This is a genomic window from Variovorax sp. Varisp53, from assembly GCF_059491555.1.
In genome coordinates, this window is sequence record NZ_CP168512.1 from 210,777 (window position 1) to 229,984 (window position 19,208).

The window sequence follows — 19,208 nt, forward strand, 5'->3', positions numbered from 1 at the left end:
GCTTGTCTCCAATCAGTCGTTGGGCTCGTCGTTCTGGAACACGCGCGGCGTCTGCGCGAGGTGAAAGCCGTCGAAAGGCCTCACCGCCGCGCGCTGCTGTGCCTGCGCATCGGGAATCTCCATCGGCCAGCCCATGCGCACCTGCGGCCGCGCGCCGTCCACGCGCAGCACGCTGCCGCTGATGAAGCTGGCCGCGGGGCTCAGCAGGAAGGCAATGGCGGCAGAGGTCTCGGCCTCGTTGCCGAAGCGGCCCGCGGGCACGGTGTTGCGCATGGCGCGCAGCATGTCGCCGGCCTCGGGCGGGTAGTGGTCCATGCCGCTCGAGGCGATGTAGCCCGGCGCCACCGCGTTCACGCGCACGCCGCTCGCGGCCCATTCGAGTGCGGCGGTCTCGGTGAAGCTCACCATGCCGGCGCGCGCCGCGCCGCTGTGGCCCATGTTGGGCATCGAGCCCCAGATATCGGCCACGATGTTGACGATGGCGCCGCCGTTGGCCTGCATGCTCTGCACGAAGCACTCGCGCGTGACCAGGAAGCCGCCCGTGAGGTTGGTGCGGATCACCGCCTCCCAACCCTTGGCCGTGATCGCGGCGAGCGGCGTGATGTACTGGCCGCCCGCGTTGTTCACCAGGCCGTCGATGCGGCCATGGGCGGAAATGACAGCGGCGATGGCCGCGCGCACCGCTTCTTCCTGCCGGATGTCGAAGGCCTGCGTGCTTGCCTTGCCGCCGCTGGCTTCGATCTCGGCCTTGACCTGCTCGAGCTTCTCGGGCTTGCGGCCGACCAGCACCACCTGCGCGCCGAGCGCTGCGAGCTCGTGCGCGGTGCAGCGGCCGATGCCGGAGCCGCCGCCGGTGACGACGATGACCTGTCCGTCGAACAGGCCGGGCGCGAAGACGGAGCGGTAGCGGGAAGTAGGAGCGTTCATGCGGATGACCTTCGGGAATGGATTGGAGCCGTCATGCATCCGCGACCTGCGCGACCACATGGCGCGCGGCCACCTGCGCGCCCACCGCGACATGCAGGGCGACTCGGCCGGCGCGGGGCGCGCAATGGACGTGCTCCATCTTCATCGCTTCGAGCGTGACCAGCGGCTGGCCCGCGGCGACCGCATCGCCTTCGGCCACGAGCAGCGCGATCACCCGGCCGTTCATGGAGGCGCGCAGCAGGCCGTCGCTGCCGGTGCCGTCGGTGCGCGCCACCGCGACGTGCGTGAGGTTCTCCAATCGGAACGACTGGCCGCGAAAGTGGAAATCCACGCGTTCGGCTTGCCGCGCGACGAACGCCTGCTCGGCCAGACCGCCGCACGAGAAGCGCAGGCTGCCGTCGCCAGGCAGTGCGAGCAATGCGAGCTGCACGGGGGCTGCGCCGTCCAGTGCGATGTCGAATCGGCCACCACCACGAGGTGTCACTCGAGCCGCACGCACCACGCCATGGAGCGAGAAGCGCAGGGAATTGGGAAGCGTGTGCGCCAGCGGCGAGGGCCAGCCGCGCTCGCCCAGTTGCAGCAGCAGCGCCGCCAGCAATGCAGCGCGGGTGTCGTCGACGGCATCCGCGGCAAGCAGCGATTCGAGGTGATCGCCGATGAAGGCGGTCGTTGCCGCGCCGCTCGCGAACACATCGTGCGACAGTGCACGCTGCAGCAGTTGCTGGTTGGTCGAGAGGCCGAGCGCCACCGTGTCCTGCAGGCCCGCGACCAGCCGCTGCCGGGCTTCCTCGCGTGTGCGGCCGTGCGCCACGAGCTTGGCGATCATCGAGTCGTAGAAGGGCGGCACGGCGGCACCGTCGCGCAAGGCGTGCTCGGTGCGCAGCGCGGGCGAAGGCCGCCATGCCGTGAGCGTGCCGCTTTGCGGCAGGAAGCCCTGCTGCGGGTCTTCGGCGCACAGGCGCACCTCGATTGCATGGCCGGCGATGCGCACCTCCTGCTGCGTCAAGGGCAGGGGCTCGCCGGCCGCGACGCGCAGTTGCAGCTCGACCAGGTCGAGGCCCGTCACTGCTTCGGTCACGGGGTGCTCCACCTGCAGGCGCGTGTTCATTTCCATGAACCAGTACTGGCCCTCTGCATCGAGCAGAAATTCCAATGTGCCCGCGCCTTCGTACGCGATGGCTTTCGCCGCCGCGACGGCGGTCGCGCCCATGCGTTCGCGCAGCGCGCCGGACACGGCCGGCGAGGGCGCTTCCTCGATCACCTTCTGGTGCCGCCGCTGCACCGAGCAGTCGCGTTCGCCGAGATGGATGGCGTTGCCGTGCCGATCGGCGAACACCTGGATCTCGATATGGCGCGGCGCGACGATGGCGCGCTCCAGGATCACGGTGGCATCGCCGAAGGCATTGAGCGCTTCGGACTGCGCGCTGTGCAGCTGCTCGGCGAAGTTCGCCGCCGAGGTGACGAGCCGCATGCCGCGCCCGCCGCCGCCCGCGGTCGCCTTGATCATCACGGGCCAGCCGATGCGTGCCGCCTCGGCCGCGAGCTTTTCCGTGCGTTGGTCTTCGCCCTGGTAGCCCGGAATGCATGGCACGCCCGCCGTCTGCATCAGCCGCTTGGCGCCGGCCTTGTCGCCCATCGCGCGGATGGCTTCGGGCGATGGCCCGATGAAGACCAGCCCCGCATCGCGGCAGGCCTGTGCGAATGCCGCGTTCTCCGCGAGGAAGCCGTAGCCCGGGTGCACCGCATCGGCGCCGCTCGCATGCGTGGCCTCGACGATCGCGGCGATGTTCAGGTAGCTCTGCGCGGGCAGTGACTCGCCGATCCACACCGCCTCGTCGGCCTGCCGCACATGCTCGGCATCCGCATCCGCGCTCGAATACACGGCCACCGTGCGGCAGCCCATGGCGCGCGCGGTGCGCATCACGCGCACCGCGATCTCGCCGCGGTTCGCGATCAGGATCTTGTGGAACGCGCTGCTCATGGCCGTGCCACCGAAAACTGCATCGGCTGCGGCACGCGCGCATCGGCATCGCGGCACACGGAAAGAACCTCGGCCAGCACCGCGCGCGTGTCGCGCGGATCGATCACGCCGTCGTCCAGCAGCAGCGCGCTGGTGGTGAACACGCTCATCTGCCGCTCGAAGCGCTCGACGACCTGCTGCTGCATCGCTTCGATCTTCGCGTGATCGACCGCCCCCTTTCGCGCCATGCCTGCCTCCATCACGATGGCCATGGTCTTCGCCGCCTGCTCGCCGCCCATCACCGCGGTGCGCGCGTTGGGCCACGAGAAGCAGAAGCGCGGCGCGAAGCCGCGGCCGCACATGCCGTAGTTGCCCGCACCGTACGAGGCACCGCAATGCAGCGTGATCTGCGGCACGTTGGCATTGGTCACGGCCTGGATCATCTTCGCGCCGTGCTTGATGATGCCGGCCTCCTCGTGCGCGCGGCCCACCATGTAGCCCGTGATGTTCTGCAGGTAGACGATGGGCGTGCGCGACTGGCAGCAGGCCTGGATGAAATGCGTGGCCTTGGTCGCGCCGTCGGAGTCGATGGGGCCGTTGTTGGTGACGATGCCCACCGCATGCCCTTCGAGCCGGATGTGGCCGCAGACGGTGGCGCTGCCGTAGTGCTCGCTGAACGCCAGGAACTCCGAACCGTCGGCGATGCGCGCGATCACCTCGCGCATGTCCACCGGTCGCCGGCCGTCGCTGGGCATGATGCCGAGCAGGTCTTCGGCGTCGTAGCGCGGTGGCGTGAATTGGCGCGGCGCCTCGGGGCGCGCCCAGTCGATGCCGCCGAGGATGGCGCGCGCGATGCGGATGGCGTCGCGGTCGTCTTCCGCCAGGTAGTCGCCCAGGCCCGAGATGTGGGTGTGCATCACGGCGCCGCCCAGCTCTTCTTCGGTCGCGATCTCGCCGGTGGCCGCCTTCAGCAGCGGCGGCCCCGCGAGAAAGGCCCGCGTGCGGTCGCGCACCATCACGATGTAGTCGGACAGCCCGGTCTGGTAGGCGCCGCCCGCGGTCGAGGAGCCGTGCGTCACCGTCACCACCGGCAGCCCCGCGGCCGACAGCCGCGCGAGGTTGCGGAAGATGTTGCCGCCGCGCACGAAGTCCTGCACGCGGTACTGCATGAGGTTGGCGCCGGCGCTTTCCACCAGCTGCACGTAGGGCAGTTTGTTCTCGAGCGCGATCTCCTGCACGCGCAGCTGCTTGTCCAGGCCCATGGGCTGCAGCGCGCCGGCATCGATGCCCGAGTCGGAGGCGCTGACCATGCAGCGCACGCCCGACACCTGGCCGATGCCGGAGATCAGGCCGCCGCCCGGCACGCTCCTGGCCAGATCGGGATCGTCATGCCCCAGCCCCGCGAGCGAGGCCAGCGGCAGGAAGGGCGCGCCCGTGTCGAGCAGCAGCGCGATGCGCTCGCGCGGCAGCAGCTGCCCGCGCTTGCCGAAGCGCTCGGCCGAGGCGCTGGAGGCGGCCACGGCGCGAGCCTCGTGCCTGTGCACCTGGCCGAGCAGCGCGAGCATGTCGGTGCGGTTGGCCTGGAAGGTGTCGCTGGCCGTTTGCAGCCGGGATTCGATGACTGACATGTGGAGTCTGTGCAGGTCGCGTGTTTTCGCTCTGCACCGACTCTAGGGGCGGGCGCCGCCCCCGCTTGCGCTTACTGGCTGGCCGCAGGGCGGTCAGCTTGCGCGGGCGCGCCGCGCGGCCACCGGGGCGTCGAGGCTGCTGCCGGTGACCACCCAGTAGATGAAGATCAGCACCGCGCCTGCCGTGCCGAACACCGTGAGGCCCATGTAGCTGCCGCCGATGGCCAGCGCGTCAGTGGGCGCCGCGGCGATGCACACCATGCTGGCCGCGCTCATGCCCACGTAGTGCATGGTGCAGACCGCCACGCCCATCACCGCAGCGGCCGCAACCTTGTGCGTGAACTTGCGCAGGTTGAACGCCAGCCACAGGGCCGCTCCGGCGGCGGTGACGGCGATCAGCACCGACAGCCCGACCCTCGTCAGGTCGAAGTCCATCGAGGCGCGCATGTTCATCGCGAACATGCCCATGTAGTGCATCACGCAGACACCGACGCCAGCCAGCAGGCTGCCGCCGAGCCAACCCGATTTGCTGAATTTGCGCCGTCCGCCGGCCATGTAGAGGGCAATGCCGGAGATCAGGATGGCCGCCACCAGCGACACCACCGTGAGCGGCATGTTGTACGAGATGGCCACCGGCAGGCGGTACGCCAGCATGCCGATGAAGTGCATCGACCAGATGCCGATGCCGCCCAGCGCCACTGCCGCGCAGGCCACGACGGCGAGGTTGGGTTTGCCGTCCGCCCCGACCATGCGGCCGGCGCAGATGAGGGCTACCAGCGAGCCCGCGAAAGAAATGACGAACGAAAGCGCGACCATGCCCAGTGCGTACTCGGGCGACAGAAGTTGGCCTGTGACGAGCGGTGTCATGGGATGTCCCTTCCAAGAAAAGAGCGCCTCGCGCACCCCCCGATCACCGGATGCGATCGGGACGCTGCAAGACGTCCCGCGCAGTCTGTAATATTTGTTTTTAAAAGTAAATCGAAATCTTAACTTTTCGTTACGCTACCTTACGGGCCGGATTCGATATATCGCATTGTTGCGATCGGCAGCCATGTAGATCGTGCCGTCGCGGCTCACCGCAACGCCCGTCACCACATAGGGCGGGGGCAACCCCGGCCCGGGCGCAAGGCCGATCGGCAGGTTCTCGGCGACCGTCCGGCGCGTGCCGTTCACGGGGTCGATTTCCACCAGCCGGCGCGCCGCGCTCTCCGCCACGATGAAGCTGCCCCACGGTGTCTGCGCCAGTCCCTCGGGCAGCGCCAGCCCGTCGGCCACGGTGCGCAGCGGCGCACTGGCGTCCAGCGGAAGGCGCAGCAGCTTGCCGGCGGCCTCGGTCACGTAGAGCGCGCCGTCTCGGCCGACGACCATCTGCACCGGGCCGTTCAAGCCGCTAGCAAGCACTGACTTTTCGGAAAACTTCGGCCCGCTGGCGCGGGTGATGCTGCCGGTGGCGATCTCGGCGTAGATCACGCTGCCGTCGGGCATGGGGATGGCGTCGAACGGCGCCTTCAGGCCGTGGATGGTTTCGACGGTCTTCAGCGTCTGGCGGTCGACCAGCTGCACCGTGCCCGTGAACCACGAGCTCAGCGCGAAGAGCCTGGGCGAAAGCCCGACCGCGAACGGGTAGTCGAGGTCGGGGTCGCGCTGCATGCGGAACACGTCGCGCACCTCGCCGGTGCGCACGTCGACCTGGCGGAAGCCGAAGACGTCGGCCACCCAGAGGTCGTTGCCGTCGATCTTCATACCGGCCGGCACGGCCAACTTGCCGCTGGTGAGCGTGCGCAGGTCGCCGGTGGCGGGGTTGAAGGCCTGCACCTCGTTGTTCGCCATGTTGGAGACGTAGATGGTTCCGTCCGGCGTGTCCTTGGCTATGGCGAGGTTGTCGAGCGAGGGCCGCAGCTGCTTGGCGACGGTCTTGCGGCCGGTGGCGAGGTCCACCCGCACCAGCTCGCCGCTGCGTGCATCGACCACCCAGAGGTTGCCCTTGCCGTCGAGGTTGGCGGCGGCCGGGATCTTGAAGCCATCGGCGATCACGGTCATGGCGCCGTTCGCCGGGTCGATCTTCACGACCTGGCCCTTGAACCAGAGCGGCCCGTAGAGCATGCCGTCGGGCCCCACCTCGAAGCCGTTGAAGCCGCCCATGTCCTTCTTGATGAGCCGTGGCGGCTTCTGGCCTTCGCGGTCGATCTCCCACAGCGCGTCGCCCAGGAACACCTGCGAGGCGTAGAGCCTGCCGTTGCGGCGGTCGAAGTCGAGCGAGTTGAGGCCGGGCAGGTCCTTGGCGAGCACGCGCATGGGCGCGGTGTCGCTTTCGCGGTAGCGCAGCATGCCCATGAGGTAGTTGGTCCAGGCCAGCTCGCCCTTCGGGCCGACGGCGATGTCGTCGGCCTGGCCTTCGGGCGCGTCGATCAGCACCTTGGCCGCGCCGGTGTTGCGGTCGACCTCCCAGAGCGTGTTGCCGACCACCGAACCGGCGAGCAACCGGCCCTTGGCGTCGATGGCCAGCCCATGCACCCCCGCGAAGGACGACGGGGCGACCAGCGCCTCGGGCGGACCCCAGGAGGCGGGCCGCGTGGCCGATGGCGGCGCGAGGCTGCCGCAGGCGCCCAGCAGGGTGAGGGTGGCGGTCAGCGCGAGGGCGCCGAGGCTGCTTCGACGGGGCATGGTGCGTGTCTCCTCTGGTTGATCGATGCGCGAAACAGTCTAGGAGGCGGGAGGGGCCGCGGGGTCTCTCCGGAGACAGGATGCGGACTTTCGTCCGCTGTGGATTACCCGGAGCCGCTCAGCCGCGCAGCAGCTGCGTGACCGTGTGGATCAGCAGCCCCACGAGCCCGCCCACCAGCGTGCCGTTGATGCGGATGAACTGCAGGTCGCGCCCGATGTGGCGCTCCAGCTCGAGCGTCATTTCCTGCGCGTTCCACTCGCCCACGCGTTCCTCGATGTAGCGGCGGATGTCTTCCCGGTAGCGCTCGATGGCCAGCGGCGCGGCCGCCTCGATCTGCTCGTTGATCCAGCGGCGGATGGCCTCGTCGCCCTGCAGCCGCGTGCCCAGCGCATCGGCCATCGAGGCGATGCGCCGGCGGATGGTCGAGTCGCCGCGGCCCAGGTCGTCGTGCAGCCACGCCAGCAGCTCGCCCCACAGGCCATGCAGGTAGTCGCCCAGGGCCGGGTGCGCGACGAGCTCGGCGCGGATCTGTTCGCCGCGCTGCTGGAACTCGGGGTCGAGCTTCAGGCGCACCACGAAGTCGTCGACGAAGTGGTCGAAGCGCCGGCGCATCGGATGGTCGGGCTCGGCCGCCAGTTCGCCGATGGTGCGCGCCACGGCCGCGACGATCTTGCGCGTGGCCAGCTTGGCGGCCACCTGGTCGAGGCCGACGTAGCGCAGCGTCTTGATCTCGCGCGCGATGGCCTCGGTGATGTGCGCCTGCACCTCGTCGCCTTCGAGCAGGCCGGCCACCTGCTGCAGCACGTCGTCGAGCAGTGCCTGGTGGCGCCCGCCGGCGGTGAGAGCGTCGAGCGCCTGGCCGGTGAGGCGCGAGAGGTCGATCTTCTCGAGACCCGCCGCGGCGGCGCGCCCCAGGAAGTCCCGCACCCGCTCGTCGTCGAAGGCCGAGAGCCCGTAGCGCGTGGCGGCCACGCCCCATTCACCGAGCTTCTCGCCGCTGGCAGGCCGTGCCAGCCAGTCGGCGATGCGGCCGGCCGCATCGAATTCCCGCAGCTTGCCGAGCACCTGTCCGGTGCTCAGGAAGTTGTCGCAGATGAAGCCCGCGAGCTTGGCGCCGATGCGGTCCTTGTTGCTCGGGATGATGGCGGTGTGCGGAATCGGCAGGCCCAACGGATGGCGAAACAGCGCCACCACCGCGAACCAGTCGGCAATGGCGCCGACCATCGCGGCCTCGGAGAAGGCTGCGACGTAGCCCCACGCCGGGTGCTGCACATGCAGTGCACTGGCCACTGCGTAGAGCACGGCGGCGCCGCACAGCAGGCCGAGGGCGACGCGCTTCATGCGTTGCAGTGGGGTGCTGCTTTCGGTCAATTCAAGCCCGTCAGTCTTCTATCGCACAGCCGTAATGCTCCGGGGTGCGTGCCCAGGCCACCGGGTACTCCCCTCCGCGAATGTCCCCCGCCTTCGGCTCCTCCTTTATTTCGCTGCGGGGAGCACCCGGTGCCCTGTGCACAACGAGCGCTGCTCTTGTGCTGGCCGATCAACAAGTGCTCTGAACGATCACGCTGGCGGGGTGCCTTGCGCAGCGAAATAAAGGAGGAGGCCGCAGGCCGGGGGACATTCGCGGAGCAAGGTACCCCGTCGGCGTGAGCGCGCCCCGAACGACAGCCCGAACGACACCCCGGAAAGCAACGCCCCATCTCAGCCGATGGCAGAAGAAGAAGCCAGCCGCTCCATGAACAGTTCGCAGCGCGCCAGCTGTTCGAGGCTCACGTACTCGTCGGGCTGGTGCGCCTGCTCGATGCTGCCCGGACCGCACACCACCGTGGGGATGCCGGCGTTCTTGAACAGGCCCGCTTCGGTGCCGAAGGCCACCAGAGTGGTGCGATCCTCGCTTGCCAGGCGCCGCGCCAGCAGCGTGACGGGGTCGTTGGCAGAGCCCAGGAAGCTTGGGATCTCGCAGATGGTCTCGAAGCTGAAGCCCGCATCGGGCGCCACCTTCTTCATCGCCGGCTCGATGCTGCCCGCGTAGGCCACCACGTCGGCCTGCATGCGCTTCGCATCGGCGGTCGGCAGGTCGCGGAACTCGTAGCGGAACTCGGCGTCGCGCGGCACCACGTTGTCGGCGATGCCGCCGTGGAACTGGCCCACGCTCGCAGTGCTGAAGGGCACGTCGAAGCCCTCGTAGCGCGGCTCGCTGCGCTCGAAGTCTTCCGCCATGTCGCGCACCTTGCCGATCACGCGCGCCGCCATCTCGATGGCATTGACCGACTTCGGCGTGAGCGACGAATGCGCCTCCTTGCCGCGCACGCAGCACTTGTAGCGGTAGACGCCCTTGTGCGCGATGGCGGGCACCATGCTGGTGGGTTCGCCCACGATGCAGGCCAGCGGCTTGATGTTGGCTTCGCGCATGTCGGCGATGAGTTCCTTCACGCCGAAGCAGCCGATCTCTTCCTCGTAGCTGAAGGCGAAGTGCACCGCGAAGGGCGAGTCGCTTTCCAAAAAGCGCTTCGCGTTCGACAGCGCGATGGCAATGAAGCTCTTCATGTCGGCCGAGCCTCGGCCGTACAGCCGCTCGTCGCGCACCACGGCGGAGAGCGGGTCGACGCTCCAGTCCTGCCCGTCCCACGGCACCGTGTCGGTGTGGCCCGAGACGATCACGCCGGCCGGCTTGCCTTCGCCCAGCGTGGCGAACAGGTTCGCCTTGGTGCGTTCGGCGTTGTAGGTGATGCGGCTCTTGACGCCCAGGGCCGCGAGGTGGCTCTGCGCGAAGTCGATCAGTTGGAGGTTGCTGTTGGCACTGACGGTGTTCATGCGCACCAGGGTCTGGGCCAGCAGCAGGCTTTGGGGGGAAAGCGTGTGGAGCATGCAACACATTCTCCAGGAAGTCGGCGGCGCGCGAGCGTGGGGGTCGAAGCTGTCACGCGAAACGGGTACCCTGCGCCTCTTCATTCGGACGGAGAAACCACGACCATGCGCACCCTTCAGATCGCCCTGACCGCCACCGCCGCCCTCTGCGTGGCAGCCTGCAGCAGCACCGGACCCTCCAGCAACAAGCTGCTGACGCTCGACGGCAACCCGCCGCTGGTCATCGCCCACCGCGGCGCATCGGGCTATCTGCCGGAAGAAACGCTCGAAGCCTATGCGCGCGCCATCGAACTCGGCGCCGACGTGATCGAGATGGACCTGGTCTCCACCAAGGACGGCGTGCTCATCGCCCGCCACGACCCCAACCTCGCCATCAGCACCGACGTGGCCAAGCACCCCCGCTTCGCCTCGCGCAAGAAGACCATCAAGGTCGACGGCGAGACCCAGACCGGCTGGTTCAGCAACGACTTCACGCTGGCCGAGATCAAGACCCTGGGCGGCATCTCCACCGACGCCGAGCGCCCGCAGGAATTCAACGGCAAGTACAAGGTCCCGACCTTCCAGGAGATCATCGATTTCGCCAAAGCCAAGTCGAAGGAAACCGGCCGCACCATCGCCATCTACCCCGAGACGAAGAACCCGACCTACTTCCGCGACCTGGGCCTGCCGCTGGAAGACAAGGTCATCGCGGCCATCAACGCCGCCGGCTGGAACAGCAAGACCGCGCCCATCTACGTGCAGTCCTTCGAGCCGGGCAGCCTGAAGTACATGAAGAGCAAGGGTCTCAACACGAAGCTCATCCAGCTCATCGACGGCGACAGCGTCGACCTGAGGACCGGCGCGGTGACCTTCGCCGTGCCCAGCGATCGCCCCTACGACTGGACCAAGGCCGGCGACAAGCGCAACTTCGACGCCATGGTCACGCCCGCGGGCCTGGCCGAGATCAAGACGTACGCCGACGGCATCGGCCCCTGGAAGCGCTACATCGTGAGCGTCAAGGGCACCATCGGCGCCGACGGCAAGCCGGTCGACGTCAACAAGGACGGCAAGATCAACGACGCCGACGCCACCTCGATGGCGCCCACCTCGCTGATCGCCGATGCGCACAAGGCCGGCCTGTTCGTGCATCCCTTCACCTTCCGCAACGAGTCGCGCCGCCTGGCCTCCGACTACAACAAGGACGGCAAGAACGAATACGGCGTGTACTACAAGCTCGGCGTGGACGGCGTGTTCACCGACTTCACCGACACCGCGCTGGCCGCGCGCGCCGACTATCTGAAGAGCATCGGCCGCTGAACGCGGGGCGTGGTCCAGACATGAGCGCCGACCTGTCCCCGCGCGACCTCGAACTGCTTCGCATGGCCATCCGGCTGTCGGACGAATCGAAGGCGCGCGGGCGCCATCCCTTTGCCGCGCTGGTGGCGAACGAGCACGGCGAGGTCGTGGTCACCGCGGGCAACAACTCGATGCCGCCCGAGGGCGACCCCACGCAGCACGCCGAGCTGGCAGCGGCGGCGCAGGCCGCGCGCCTGCTTACGCCCGGGCAGCTGGAGCGTTGCACGCTGTACACCAGCGCCGAGCCCTGCTGCATGTGCGCGGGCGCCATCTACTGGACCAACATCGGCCGCGTGGTCTACGCGCTGTCCGAGCACGCGCTGCTCGGCCTGACCGGCGACCATCCCGAGAACCCCACCTTCTCGCTGCCCTGCCGCGAGGTCTTCGCGCGCGGGCAGCGGCGCGTCGAGGTGGTGGGGCCGCTGCTCGAGGAAGAAGCTTCCGCGCCGCACATCGGCTTCTGGACCGCCGGGCACTGAACACCGGATAACGAGGCTTTGCGGGTGCCTCGAAACGCCGGAGTGGATAGACTGGCGTTTTGAGACGACCACGCCATGAAACTCATCGACTCGCTCGTCACGCAGGCCGCCGGCATTGCCGCCGTCCGACGTGACCTCCACGCCCATCCCGAACTCTGTTTCGAAGAAGTCCGCACCGCCGACGTGGTGGCAGGCAAGCTCACCGAATGGGGCATTCCCATCCACCGCGGCCTGGGCACCACCGGGGTGGTGGGCATCGTGAAGAACGGCACCAGCAGCCGCGCCGTGGGCCTGCGCGCCGATATGGACGCGCTGCCCGTCACCGAGCTCAACACCTTCGCCCACGCCAGCAAGCACCACGGCAAGATGCACGCCTGCGGGCACGACGGCCACACCGCCATGCTGCTGGCGGCCGCGCAGCACCTGGCGAAGCACCGCAATTTCGACGGCACCGTGTACCTGATCTTCCAGCCGGCCGAAGAGGGTGGCGGCGGTGCCCGCGAAATGATCAAGGAGGGGCTCTTCGAGCAGTTCCCCATGGACGCCGTCTTCGGCATGCACAACTGGCCCGGCATGAAGGCCGGCCAGTTCGCCGTGAGCCCCGGGCCGGTGATGGCCTCGGGCAACAAGTTCTTCGTCAACGTGATCGGCAAGGGCGGCCATGCGGCGCTGCCGCAGACCGGCATCGACCCGGTGCCGATCGCCTGCGAGATCGTGCAGGCCTTCCAGACCATCCTCACGCGCAAGATGAAGCCGACCGATTCGGCCGTCATCTCCGTCACCACCATTCACGCCGGCGAAGCCAACAACGTGATTCCCGACAACTGCGAGCTGTCGGGCACGGTGCGCACCTTCTCGATCGAGGTGCTCGACATGATCGAGGCGCGCATGAAGCAGATCTGCGACCACATCTGCGCGGCGCACGACGCCACCTGCGACTTCCGCTTCGAGCGCTACTACCCGCCCACCGTCAACACCGAGGCCGAGGCCGACTTCGCGCGCCGCGTGATGGGCGGCATCGTCGGCCCCGAGAACGTGCTGAAGCAGGAGGCCGCCATGACCTCGGAAGACTTCGCCTTCATGCTGCAGGCCAAGCCCGGCGCGTACGCCTTCATCGGCAACGGCGACGGCACGCACCGCGACGTGCACCACGGCGAAGGCCCGTGCACCCTGCACAACGCCAGCTACGACTTCAACGACGATCTCATCCCGCTGGGAGCGACCTGCTGGGTGCAGATCGCCGAGCAGTTCCTCAAGCCCGGCGGCGCAAGCGCCTGATCGCCACATGATCGGAATCGCCGAAGCCTTCTCGCCGCGCTATGCCCAGGCGCGCCAGAAGTTCCTGCAGGGCTGCGTGAGCGCCGGCCTCTCGGTCGAGCCGCACGCGCATCCGCTCAAGGGGCGCGACGGCGAAGACCTGTCGATGGACGTCGCGCTCGACGGCGACGCGAACGCGCAGAACCTGCTGATCGTCACCAGCGCCTGCCACGGCGTCGAGGGCCATTGCGGCAGCGGCGTGCAGGTGTTCGCGCTGCACGACGCCGAATGGCGGGAGAAGGCGAAGGCGCAGGGCGTGGCGGTGCTGTATGTGCACGCGCTCAATCCGCACGGTTTTTCGCATGGCCGTCGCGTGACGCACGAGAACGTCGACCTGAACCGCAACTTCATCGATTTCTCGAAGCCGGTGCCGGTCAACGAGCCCTACGCCAAGCTGCACGATCTGCTGCTGCCCGCCACCTGGCCGCCCACGCCCGAGAACCAGGCGGCGGTCGCCAAGTGGATCGAGAAGCTCGGCGTCACCGCCTTCCAGGCGGCAGTGACCAGCGGGCAGTACCAGTTCGACGACGGCCTGTTCTTCGGCGGCAGGGCGCCGACCTGGAGCAACAAGACGATTCGCAGCGTGCTGAAGCGCCATGCGGGCAATGCCCGACGCATCGCCTGGATCGACCTGCACACGGGGCTCGGCCCCAACGGCCTGGGCGAACGCATCTTCGCCGGCCGCGACGACAAGGCCGCCTATGCGCGCGCCAATGCATGGTGGGGCACGCCGGCCGCGCCCGTCACCTCGATCTACGACGGTTCTTCGACATCGGCGCTGCTGCGCGGAATGATGTGGGATTCGGCGTACGAGGAATGCCCGCAGGCCGAGTACACCGGCATCGCGCTCGAGTACGGCACGCTGCCGTTGCTCGAAGTGACCGGCGCGCTGCGCGCCGACCACTGGCTGCACAAGCATCCCGAGGCGCCGGTCGACCTGGCCGACGGCATCCGCGCGCGGATGCTCGAGGCGTTCTATACCGACACCGATGCCTGGCGCGGGCAGATCGTGAGCCAGGCTCGGCAGGCGATGTTCCAGGCTGTGGATGGCCTGAGTAGTTGATTCTTCGGGGCGCTCACGCCGACGGGGTACCTTGCTCCGCGAATGTCCCCCGGCCTTCGGCCTCCTCCTTTATTTCGCTGCGCAAGGCACCCCGCCGTCGTGATCGTTCAGAGCACTGGTTGATCGGCCGTATACCAGCCGCGTGCCCTGTGCACAGGGCATCGGGTGCTCCCCGCAGCGAAATAAAGGAGGAGGCCGCAGGCCGGGGGACATTCGCGGAGGGGAGTACCCGGTGGCCTGTGCACGCCCCCCCGAAGTGCATGCACAGGAACACAAGCAACTGCCTTAAGTCCTGACCCGCCCGTCCCCCGTCAGCATCGACAGCTCGACGAACTTCGAGCCCACGTGGTTCTTGGCCGAGAACGACACCTCGAACCCGCCGAACTGCTGGCGGTCGATGCTTTCCAGCCCCGCGATCAGGCTCTCGCGCGTGGGCTTGCCTGGCGCCTTGCGCAGGCCTTCGGTCAGCACCTTCGCGGCCAGGTAGCCCTCCATGCTCGAAAAATTGGCGCTCGCGCCGTTGCCGACCTTGCGCACCGCGTCGGCGAACTCGCGCGCCAGCGCATTCGCCGGGTTGTAGGGCGAGGGCACCACCTGCGTCACGACCACGCCGGCCGCCTGCTTGCCCAGTTCGTCCGCCAGTGCCTGCGTGCCGACGAAAGACATGTTGAAGAAAGTGCCGCCGTAGCCCGCCTTGCGCGCCTCGCGGATGAAGGCTGCGCAGGCCTTGTACGCGCCGACCTGCACCACCGCATCGGGCTGGGCCGCCAGGATGGTCTTCACCGCCTGCGCCACGTCGGCCGAGTTGCGCTCCACCGTGGCCAGTGCCACCGGCTTCAGCTGCTGCGGTGCGAGTGCCAGCGTCACGCCGTCGAGCCCGGCCTTGCCGTAGGCGTCGTTCTGGTAGAAGACCGCGATCTTCTTCAGGCCCAGGTGGGTGAGCTGCTTCACCATCAGCGCCGTCTCGTCGTTGTACGAGGCGCGCAGGTGGAACACGTTCTTCTGGAAGGGCTCGCGCAGCGACATCGCGCCGGTGAATGGTGCGATGAACGGCACCTTGTCCTTCACCGCCAGCGGCAGCGCGGCCAGGCTGGTCGGCGTGCCGACGTAGCCGAAGAGGGCGAACACGTCCTCATCGATCAGCTTCTGCGTGTTGGCGGCGCAGCGCTCGGGCTCGTAGCCGTCGTCGAGGTTCTTGATCACCACGTTGCGGTGCCCCGGCTGGGCGTTGTAGGCGTCCAGGAACAGCTTGGCGCCCTGGTTGAACTGGATGCCCAGCTGCGCCGCCGGTCCGGTGAACGGAGCCGACTGGCCCAGCACCAGCGGCGTGTCGCCCTGCGCACGCGCAATGCCGAAGCCACCCAGCGTGGCAGCCGCGCCTGCGGCCAAGGAAAAATGACGTCGATTCAACATGATCAAAACCCACTCCTGCGCTCTGTCTCGCGCACAAATTAGACTTACCCGATGGCCCAAGCACCGGATCTCTTGCTCGAAGAAGCCCCTTCCCAGCCCGCAACGACCACCGTGCTGGGCGCGTGTCCCCACGACTGCCCGGACACCTGCGCGCTCGTCACCACCGTCAAGGACGGCGTGGCCGTGAAGCTGCAGGGCAACTCCGCCCATTCGCACACGGGCGGGGTGCTGTGCACCAAGGTGTCGCGCTACATCGAGCGCAACGACCATGCGGAACGGCTGGTGCAGCCCCTGAAGCGCATCGGCCCCAAGGGAAGCGGCCAGTTCGAGCCGGTGAGCTGGGATGCCGCACTGGACGACATCGCCGCGCATCTTCAAGTATTACAGGGAAAACCCGAAGCTATTGTCCCCTATAGCTATGCGGGCACCATGGGACTGGTGCAGGGCGAGTCGATGGACCGGCGCTTCTTCCACAAACTGGGCGCCACCCTGCTGGACCGCACCATCTGCTCGATGGCCGGTGGCGAGGCCATGGTCTACACCCTGGGCGCCAAGGTCGGCATGCGCATCGAGTTCTTCGCCGAGGCGAAGCTGATCCTGATCTGGGGCAGCAACTCCATTGCCAGCAACCTGCATTTCTGGCGCCACGCCCAGGCCGCCAAGCGGGCCGGCGCGCGGCTGGTGTGCATCGATCCGCGCCGCACCGAAACCGCCGACAAGTGCGACGAGCACATCGCGCTGCTGCCCGGCACCGACGCCGCGCTGGCGCTGGCCCTGATGCACGAGCTGATCGTGCACGACTGGCTCGACCACGACTACATCGCCCATCACACGCTGGGCTGGGAGCAGTTGCGCGAGCGCGCGCTGCAATGGCCGCCGTCGCGCGCGGCCCAGGTCTGCGGCATTCCCGAAGAACAGATCGTGTCGCTGGCCAGGGCCTACGGCACCACCAAGCCGGCCGCCATCCGCCTGAACTACGGCATGCAGCGCGTGCGCGGCGGCGGCAACGCGGCGCGCGCCGTCGCGTGCCTGCCGGCGCTGGTGGGTGCCTGGCGCGACCGCGCGGGCGGCCTGCTGCTGAGCAGCTCGGGCCACTACCCGGTCGACCGCGCCGCGCTGCAGCGCCCCGACCTGCTGGCCGGCCGCAAGCCGCGCACCATCAACATGAGCACCATCGGCGACGCGCTGCTGGACGCCGCCAACCCGGTGAAGGCCATCGTGGTCTACAACAGCAACCCGGTGGCGGTGGCGCCCGAGTCGGCCAAGGTGGCGGCGGGCTTCGCGCGCGAAGACCTGTTCACCGTGGTGCTGGAGCAGTTCCGCACCGACACCGCCGACTACGCCGACTACCTGCTGCCCGCCACCACGCAGCTGGAGCACTGGGACATCCACTGCAGCTACGGCCACACCGACGTGCTGCTGAACCGACCGGCCGTGGCGCCGCGCGGCGAGGCCCGCAGCAACGCCTGGGTGTTCCGCGAGCTGGCGCGCCGCATGGGTTTCGACGAGCCCTGCTTCTTCGACGACGACGAGACGCTGTGCCGCACCGCCTTCGCCGGGAACACCATCGACTTTCCCGAGCTGCTGGCGCAGGGCTTCACCAGCCTGAAGCTGCCCGAGGCGCCGTTTGCCGATGGCAAATTCCCCACGCCCTCGGGCCGCTGCGAATTCTTCAGCGTGCGACTCGAGGCCATGGGCATAGACGGCCTGCCCGATCACGTGCCCAACTGGGAGCCGGCCGGCAGCTCGACCGAATTCCCGCTGGCCATGATCTCGCCGCCGGCGCGCAACTTCCTCAATTCGACCTTCGTCAACGTGACGAGCCTGCGCGCCATCGAGGTCGAACCGCTGCTCGAGATCCACGAAGCCGACGCCGCGGCGCGCGGCATCGAGAACGGCGCGATGGTGCGTGTGTTCAACAAGCGCGGCGAACACCGCTGCCGCGCAGAAGTCTCGCGCCGCGCGAGGCAGGGCGTGGTGCATGGCATGGGCATCTGGTGGCGCAAGTTCGGCGTGGACGGCACCAACGTCAACGAACTGACGAGCCAGCGCCTGACCGACATCGGCCGGGGGCCTACCTTCTACGACTGCCTCGTGGAGGTCGAGAAGGCGTGAGGCCCCTGCGCGCGCTCGCGCTGGCCGGCTCGCTGTTCCTGGCCGGCTGTGCCGACCTCGGCTACTACTGGCAGTCCGCCAGCGGCCACATCGGCATCATGCGGGCCGCCAGACCTGTGCCCGAATGGCTGGCCGATCCGGCCGTGTCCGCGCCGTTGAAGGCCAAGCTCGAACTCGCCCAGCGCATCCGCCGCTTCGCTTCCAGCGAACTCGGCCTGCCCGACAACGCCAGCTACAAGTCGTACGCCGACCTGCACCGCCGCGCCGCCGTGTGGAACGTGGTGGCGGCGCCGCCGTACTCGCTCACGCTCAAGAGCTGGTGCTTCCCGGTCGCGGGCTGCGTGGGTTACCGCGGCTACTACAGCGAGGACGCGGCCAATGCCGAAGCCGAGGCGCAGAAGAAGCAGGACCTGGAAACGGCTGTGTACCCGGTGCCCGCGTACTCCACGCTGGGCTGGATGAACTGGGCCGGCGGCGATCCGCTGCTGTCCACCTTCATCGGCTACCCCGAAGGCGAGCTTGCGCGCATCGTGTTCCACGAGCTGGCGCATCAGGTGCTCTACGTGTCCGGCGACACGGTGTTCAACGAGTCGTACGCCACGGCGGTCGAGCGCATCGGCGGGGCGCTGTGGCTGCAGCGCGAGGCCGGCGAGCCGGCGCGCCGCGAGTACGCGCAGTTCGACGCGCAGCGCCAGGAATTCCGCGCGCTGGCGCTCGACACGCGCCGTGCGCTGAACCGCATCTACGAATCGCCCGAAGCCAAAGCCGGGGACCGGGCCAGGGTCGACGCCATGAAGCAGGCCGCCATGGCCGATTTCCACGAACGCTATGCGAAGCTGAAGGCGGGCTGGACCGGTCCGCGCCAGAACGCCTACGACGCCTGGGTGGCGCGCGCCAACAACGCGGCTTTCGGTGCGCAAGCCGCCTACGACGACCTCGTGCCCGGCTTCGAGAAACTCTTCGAGCGCGAGGGCCGCGACTGGCCGCGCTTCTACACTGCGGTCCGGCGCATCGCCGCGCAGCCGACCGACGCGGAACGCCGCGCCGCGCTTCAGTCGGCGACCGGCATCCTGCAGACCCATTCCAGCCCGGAACACAAAAACGGAGACCACGGTGCCTGACATCCATATCGAACGCAACCACACGCTGGGCATTACAGGGGCGCGCGCCGTCGCGCACAAATGGATCGCGCAGGTCGAGCAGGAGTTCGGCCTCGAATGCGTCTACACCCAGGGCGACGGCCGCGACGTGGCGACCTTCACCCGCGCGGGCATCGACGGCACGGTCGAAGTCACGGAGAGCACCTTCACGCTCGACGCGACGCTGGGCTTCCTGTTCAGCAGCTTCAGCGAAATGATCGAGCAGAAGATCACGCGCAGCCTCGACGCGATGCTCCAGTCTCCCCGGGGCCGCAGCCGCCTCGCCTGACCGTCTCCGG

Annotated in this window: 15 protein-coding genes; 7 read left to right on the forward strand and 8 right to left on the reverse strand. The window is 68.4% G+C overall.

Translation table 11 applies throughout. The features are described 5' to 3' along the window. Positions 1-12 precede the first annotated feature (12 nt). The 7 genes from ACEOAB_RS00965 to argE all read right to left on the reverse strand — a co-directional run bounded on the left by ACEOAB_RS00965 (position 13) and on the right by argE (position 10,048). A complete protein-coding gene (locus ACEOAB_RS00965; protein ID WP_413749366.1) occupies positions 13-927 on the reverse strand; it encodes an SDR family oxidoreductase in 915 nt (304 codons plus the stop codon). 31 nt (positions 928-958) lie between these two features. Continuing rightward, positions 959-2,908 carry an acetyl/propionyl/methylcrotonyl-CoA carboxylase subunit alpha gene (locus ACEOAB_RS00970; protein ID WP_413749365.1) on the reverse strand — a complete coding sequence of 650 codons (1,950 nt, stop codon included), beginning with the start codon at positions 2,906-2,908 and terminating at the stop codon, positions 959-961. After that, positions 2,905-4,515, reverse strand: a complete 1,611-nt coding sequence (locus tag ACEOAB_RS00975) for an acyl-CoA carboxylase subunit beta (RefSeq protein WP_413749364.1) — start codon at positions 4,513-4,515, stop codon at positions 2,905-2,907. The genes ACEOAB_RS00970 and ACEOAB_RS00975 overlap by 4 nt, the downstream gene beginning before the upstream one ends. Before the next feature lie 93 nt (positions 4,516-4,608). Then, positions 4,609-5,382: an MHYT domain-containing protein gene (locus tag ACEOAB_RS00980; RefSeq protein ID WP_056587915.1), complete on the reverse strand. Its 774-nt coding sequence runs from the start codon at positions 5,380-5,382 to the stop codon at positions 4,609-4,611. 135 nt (positions 5,383-5,517) lie between these two features. Further along, a complete protein-coding gene (locus ACEOAB_RS00985; RefSeq protein WP_413749363.1) occupies positions 5,518-7,179 on the reverse strand; it encodes a hypothetical protein in 1,662 nt (553 codons plus the stop codon). A gap of 118 nt (positions 7,180-7,297) precedes the next feature. After that, positions 7,298-8,521, reverse strand: coding sequence for a DUF445 domain-containing protein (locus ACEOAB_RS00990; RefSeq protein WP_413749362.1), 1,224 nt, complete (start codon positions 8,519-8,521; stop codon positions 7,298-7,300). 360 nt (positions 8,522-8,881) lie between these two features. Continuing rightward, positions 8,882-10,048 carry an acetylornithine deacetylase gene (gene argE / locus ACEOAB_RS00995; RefSeq protein WP_413750873.1) on the reverse strand — a complete coding sequence of 389 codons (1,167 nt, stop codon included), beginning with the start codon at positions 10,046-10,048 and terminating at the stop codon, positions 8,882-8,884. A 105-nt stretch (positions 10,049-10,153) separates the two neighbouring features. On the opposite strand from argE, the gene ACEOAB_RS01000 reads away from it, so the two are divergent. The 4 genes from ACEOAB_RS01000 (at position 10,154) to ACEOAB_RS01015 (ending at position 14,242) form a co-directional block, all read left to right on the forward strand. Next, complete coding sequence (locus tag ACEOAB_RS01000; RefSeq protein ID WP_413750872.1) at positions 10,154-11,344, forward strand: glycerophosphodiester phosphodiesterase; 1,191 nt, start codon at positions 10,154-10,156, stop codon at positions 11,342-11,344. 20 nt (positions 11,345-11,364) lie between these two features. Beyond that, complete coding sequence (locus ACEOAB_RS01005) at positions 11,365-11,862, forward strand: deaminase (protein ID WP_413750871.1); 498 nt, start codon at positions 11,365-11,367, stop codon at positions 11,860-11,862. 75 nt (positions 11,863-11,937) lie between these two features. Further along, entirely contained in the window at positions 11,938-13,140 is a 1,203-nt protein-coding gene (locus ACEOAB_RS01010; RefSeq protein WP_413312335.1) for a M20 aminoacylase family protein, read from the forward strand. Between the two features lie 7 nt (positions 13,141-13,147). Beyond that, entirely contained in the window at positions 13,148-14,242 is a 1,095-nt protein-coding gene (locus ACEOAB_RS01015) for a M14 family metallopeptidase (RefSeq protein ID WP_413750870.1), read from the forward strand. A gap of 285 nt (positions 14,243-14,527) precedes the next feature. On the opposite strand, the gene ACEOAB_RS01020 is transcribed toward ACEOAB_RS01015, so the two are convergent. Beyond that, on the reverse strand, positions 14,528-15,655 hold the full coding sequence (locus ACEOAB_RS01020) for an ABC transporter substrate-binding protein (protein WP_495653376.1): 1,128 nt from the start codon (positions 15,653-15,655) through the stop codon (positions 14,528-14,530). Positions 15,656-15,706: 51 nt separating this feature from the next. Here ACEOAB_RS01020 and ACEOAB_RS01025 point away from each other — a divergent pair, with 51 nt between their 5' ends. Genes ACEOAB_RS01025 through ACEOAB_RS01035 form a run of 3 tightly spaced genes read left to right on the forward strand, consistent with a single transcriptional unit; the run spans position 15,707 to position 19,198 of the window. After that, entirely contained in the window at positions 15,707-17,770 is a 2,064-nt protein-coding gene (locus ACEOAB_RS01025) for a molybdopterin-containing oxidoreductase family protein (RefSeq protein ID WP_495653377.1), read from the forward strand. Further along, on the forward strand, positions 17,767-18,891 hold the full coding sequence (locus tag ACEOAB_RS01030; protein WP_056587885.1) for an aminopeptidase: 1,125 nt from the start codon (positions 17,767-17,769) through the stop codon (positions 18,889-18,891). Before ACEOAB_RS01025 ends, ACEOAB_RS01030 begins: the two co-directional genes overlap by 4 nt. Then, positions 18,884-19,198, forward strand: a complete 315-nt coding sequence (locus ACEOAB_RS01035; protein ID WP_056587882.1) for a polyhydroxyalkanoic acid system family protein — start codon at positions 18,884-18,886, stop codon at positions 19,196-19,198. The genes ACEOAB_RS01030 and ACEOAB_RS01035 overlap by 8 nt, the downstream gene beginning before the upstream one ends. Positions 19,199-19,208: the final 10 nt, after the last annotated feature.

What these genes read in the sequence shown, in the direction of transcription:
- ACEOAB_RS01020 (WP_495653376.1), bottom strand. Translation starts at nt 15,655, where the DNA reads ATGTTGAATCGACGTCATTTTTCCTTGGCCGCAGGCGCGGCTGCCACG.
- ACEOAB_RS00985 (WP_413749363.1), bottom strand. Translation starts at nt 7,179, where the DNA reads ATGCCCCGTCGAAGCAGCCTCGGCGCCCTCGCGCTGACCGCCACCCTC.
- ACEOAB_RS01005 (WP_413750871.1), top strand. Translation starts at nt 11,365, where the DNA reads ATGAGCGCCGACCTGTCCCCGCGCGACCTCGAACTGCTTCGCATGGCC.
- argE (WP_413750873.1), bottom strand. Translation starts at nt 10,048, where the DNA reads ATGCTCCACACGCTTTCCCCCCAAAGCCTGCTGCTGGCCCAGACCCTG.
- ACEOAB_RS00975 (WP_413749364.1), bottom strand. Translation starts at nt 4,515, where the DNA reads ATGTCAGTCATCGAATCCCGGCTGCAAACGGCCAGCGACACCTTCCAG.
- ACEOAB_RS01015 (WP_413750870.1), top strand. Translation starts at nt 13,148, where the DNA reads ATGATCGGAATCGCCGAAGCCTTCTCGCCGCGCTATGCCCAGGCGCGC.
- ACEOAB_RS01000 (WP_413750872.1), top strand. Translation starts at nt 10,154, where the DNA reads ATGCGCACCCTTCAGATCGCCCTGACCGCCACCGCCGCCCTCTGCGTG.
- ACEOAB_RS00965 (WP_413749366.1), bottom strand. Translation starts at nt 927, where the DNA reads ATGAACGCTCCTACTTCCCGCTACCGCTCCGTCTTCGCGCCCGGCCTG.
- ACEOAB_RS00990 (WP_413749362.1), bottom strand. Translation starts at nt 8,521, where the DNA reads ATGAAGCGCGTCGCCCTCGGCCTGCTGTGCGGCGCCGCCGTGCTCTAC.
- ACEOAB_RS01010 (WP_413312335.1), top strand. Translation starts at nt 11,938, where the DNA reads ATGAAACTCATCGACTCGCTCGTCACGCAGGCCGCCGGCATTGCCGCC.
- ACEOAB_RS01025 (WP_495653377.1), top strand. Translation starts at nt 15,707, where the DNA reads ATGGCCCAAGCACCGGATCTCTTGCTCGAAGAAGCCCCTTCCCAGCCC.
- ACEOAB_RS00970 (WP_413749365.1), bottom strand. Translation starts at nt 2,908, where the DNA reads ATGAGCAGCGCGTTCCACAAGATCCTGATCGCGAACCGCGGCGAGATC.
- ACEOAB_RS00980 (WP_056587915.1), bottom strand. Translation starts at nt 5,382, where the DNA reads ATGACACCGCTCGTCACAGGCCAACTTCTGTCGCCCGAGTACGCACTG.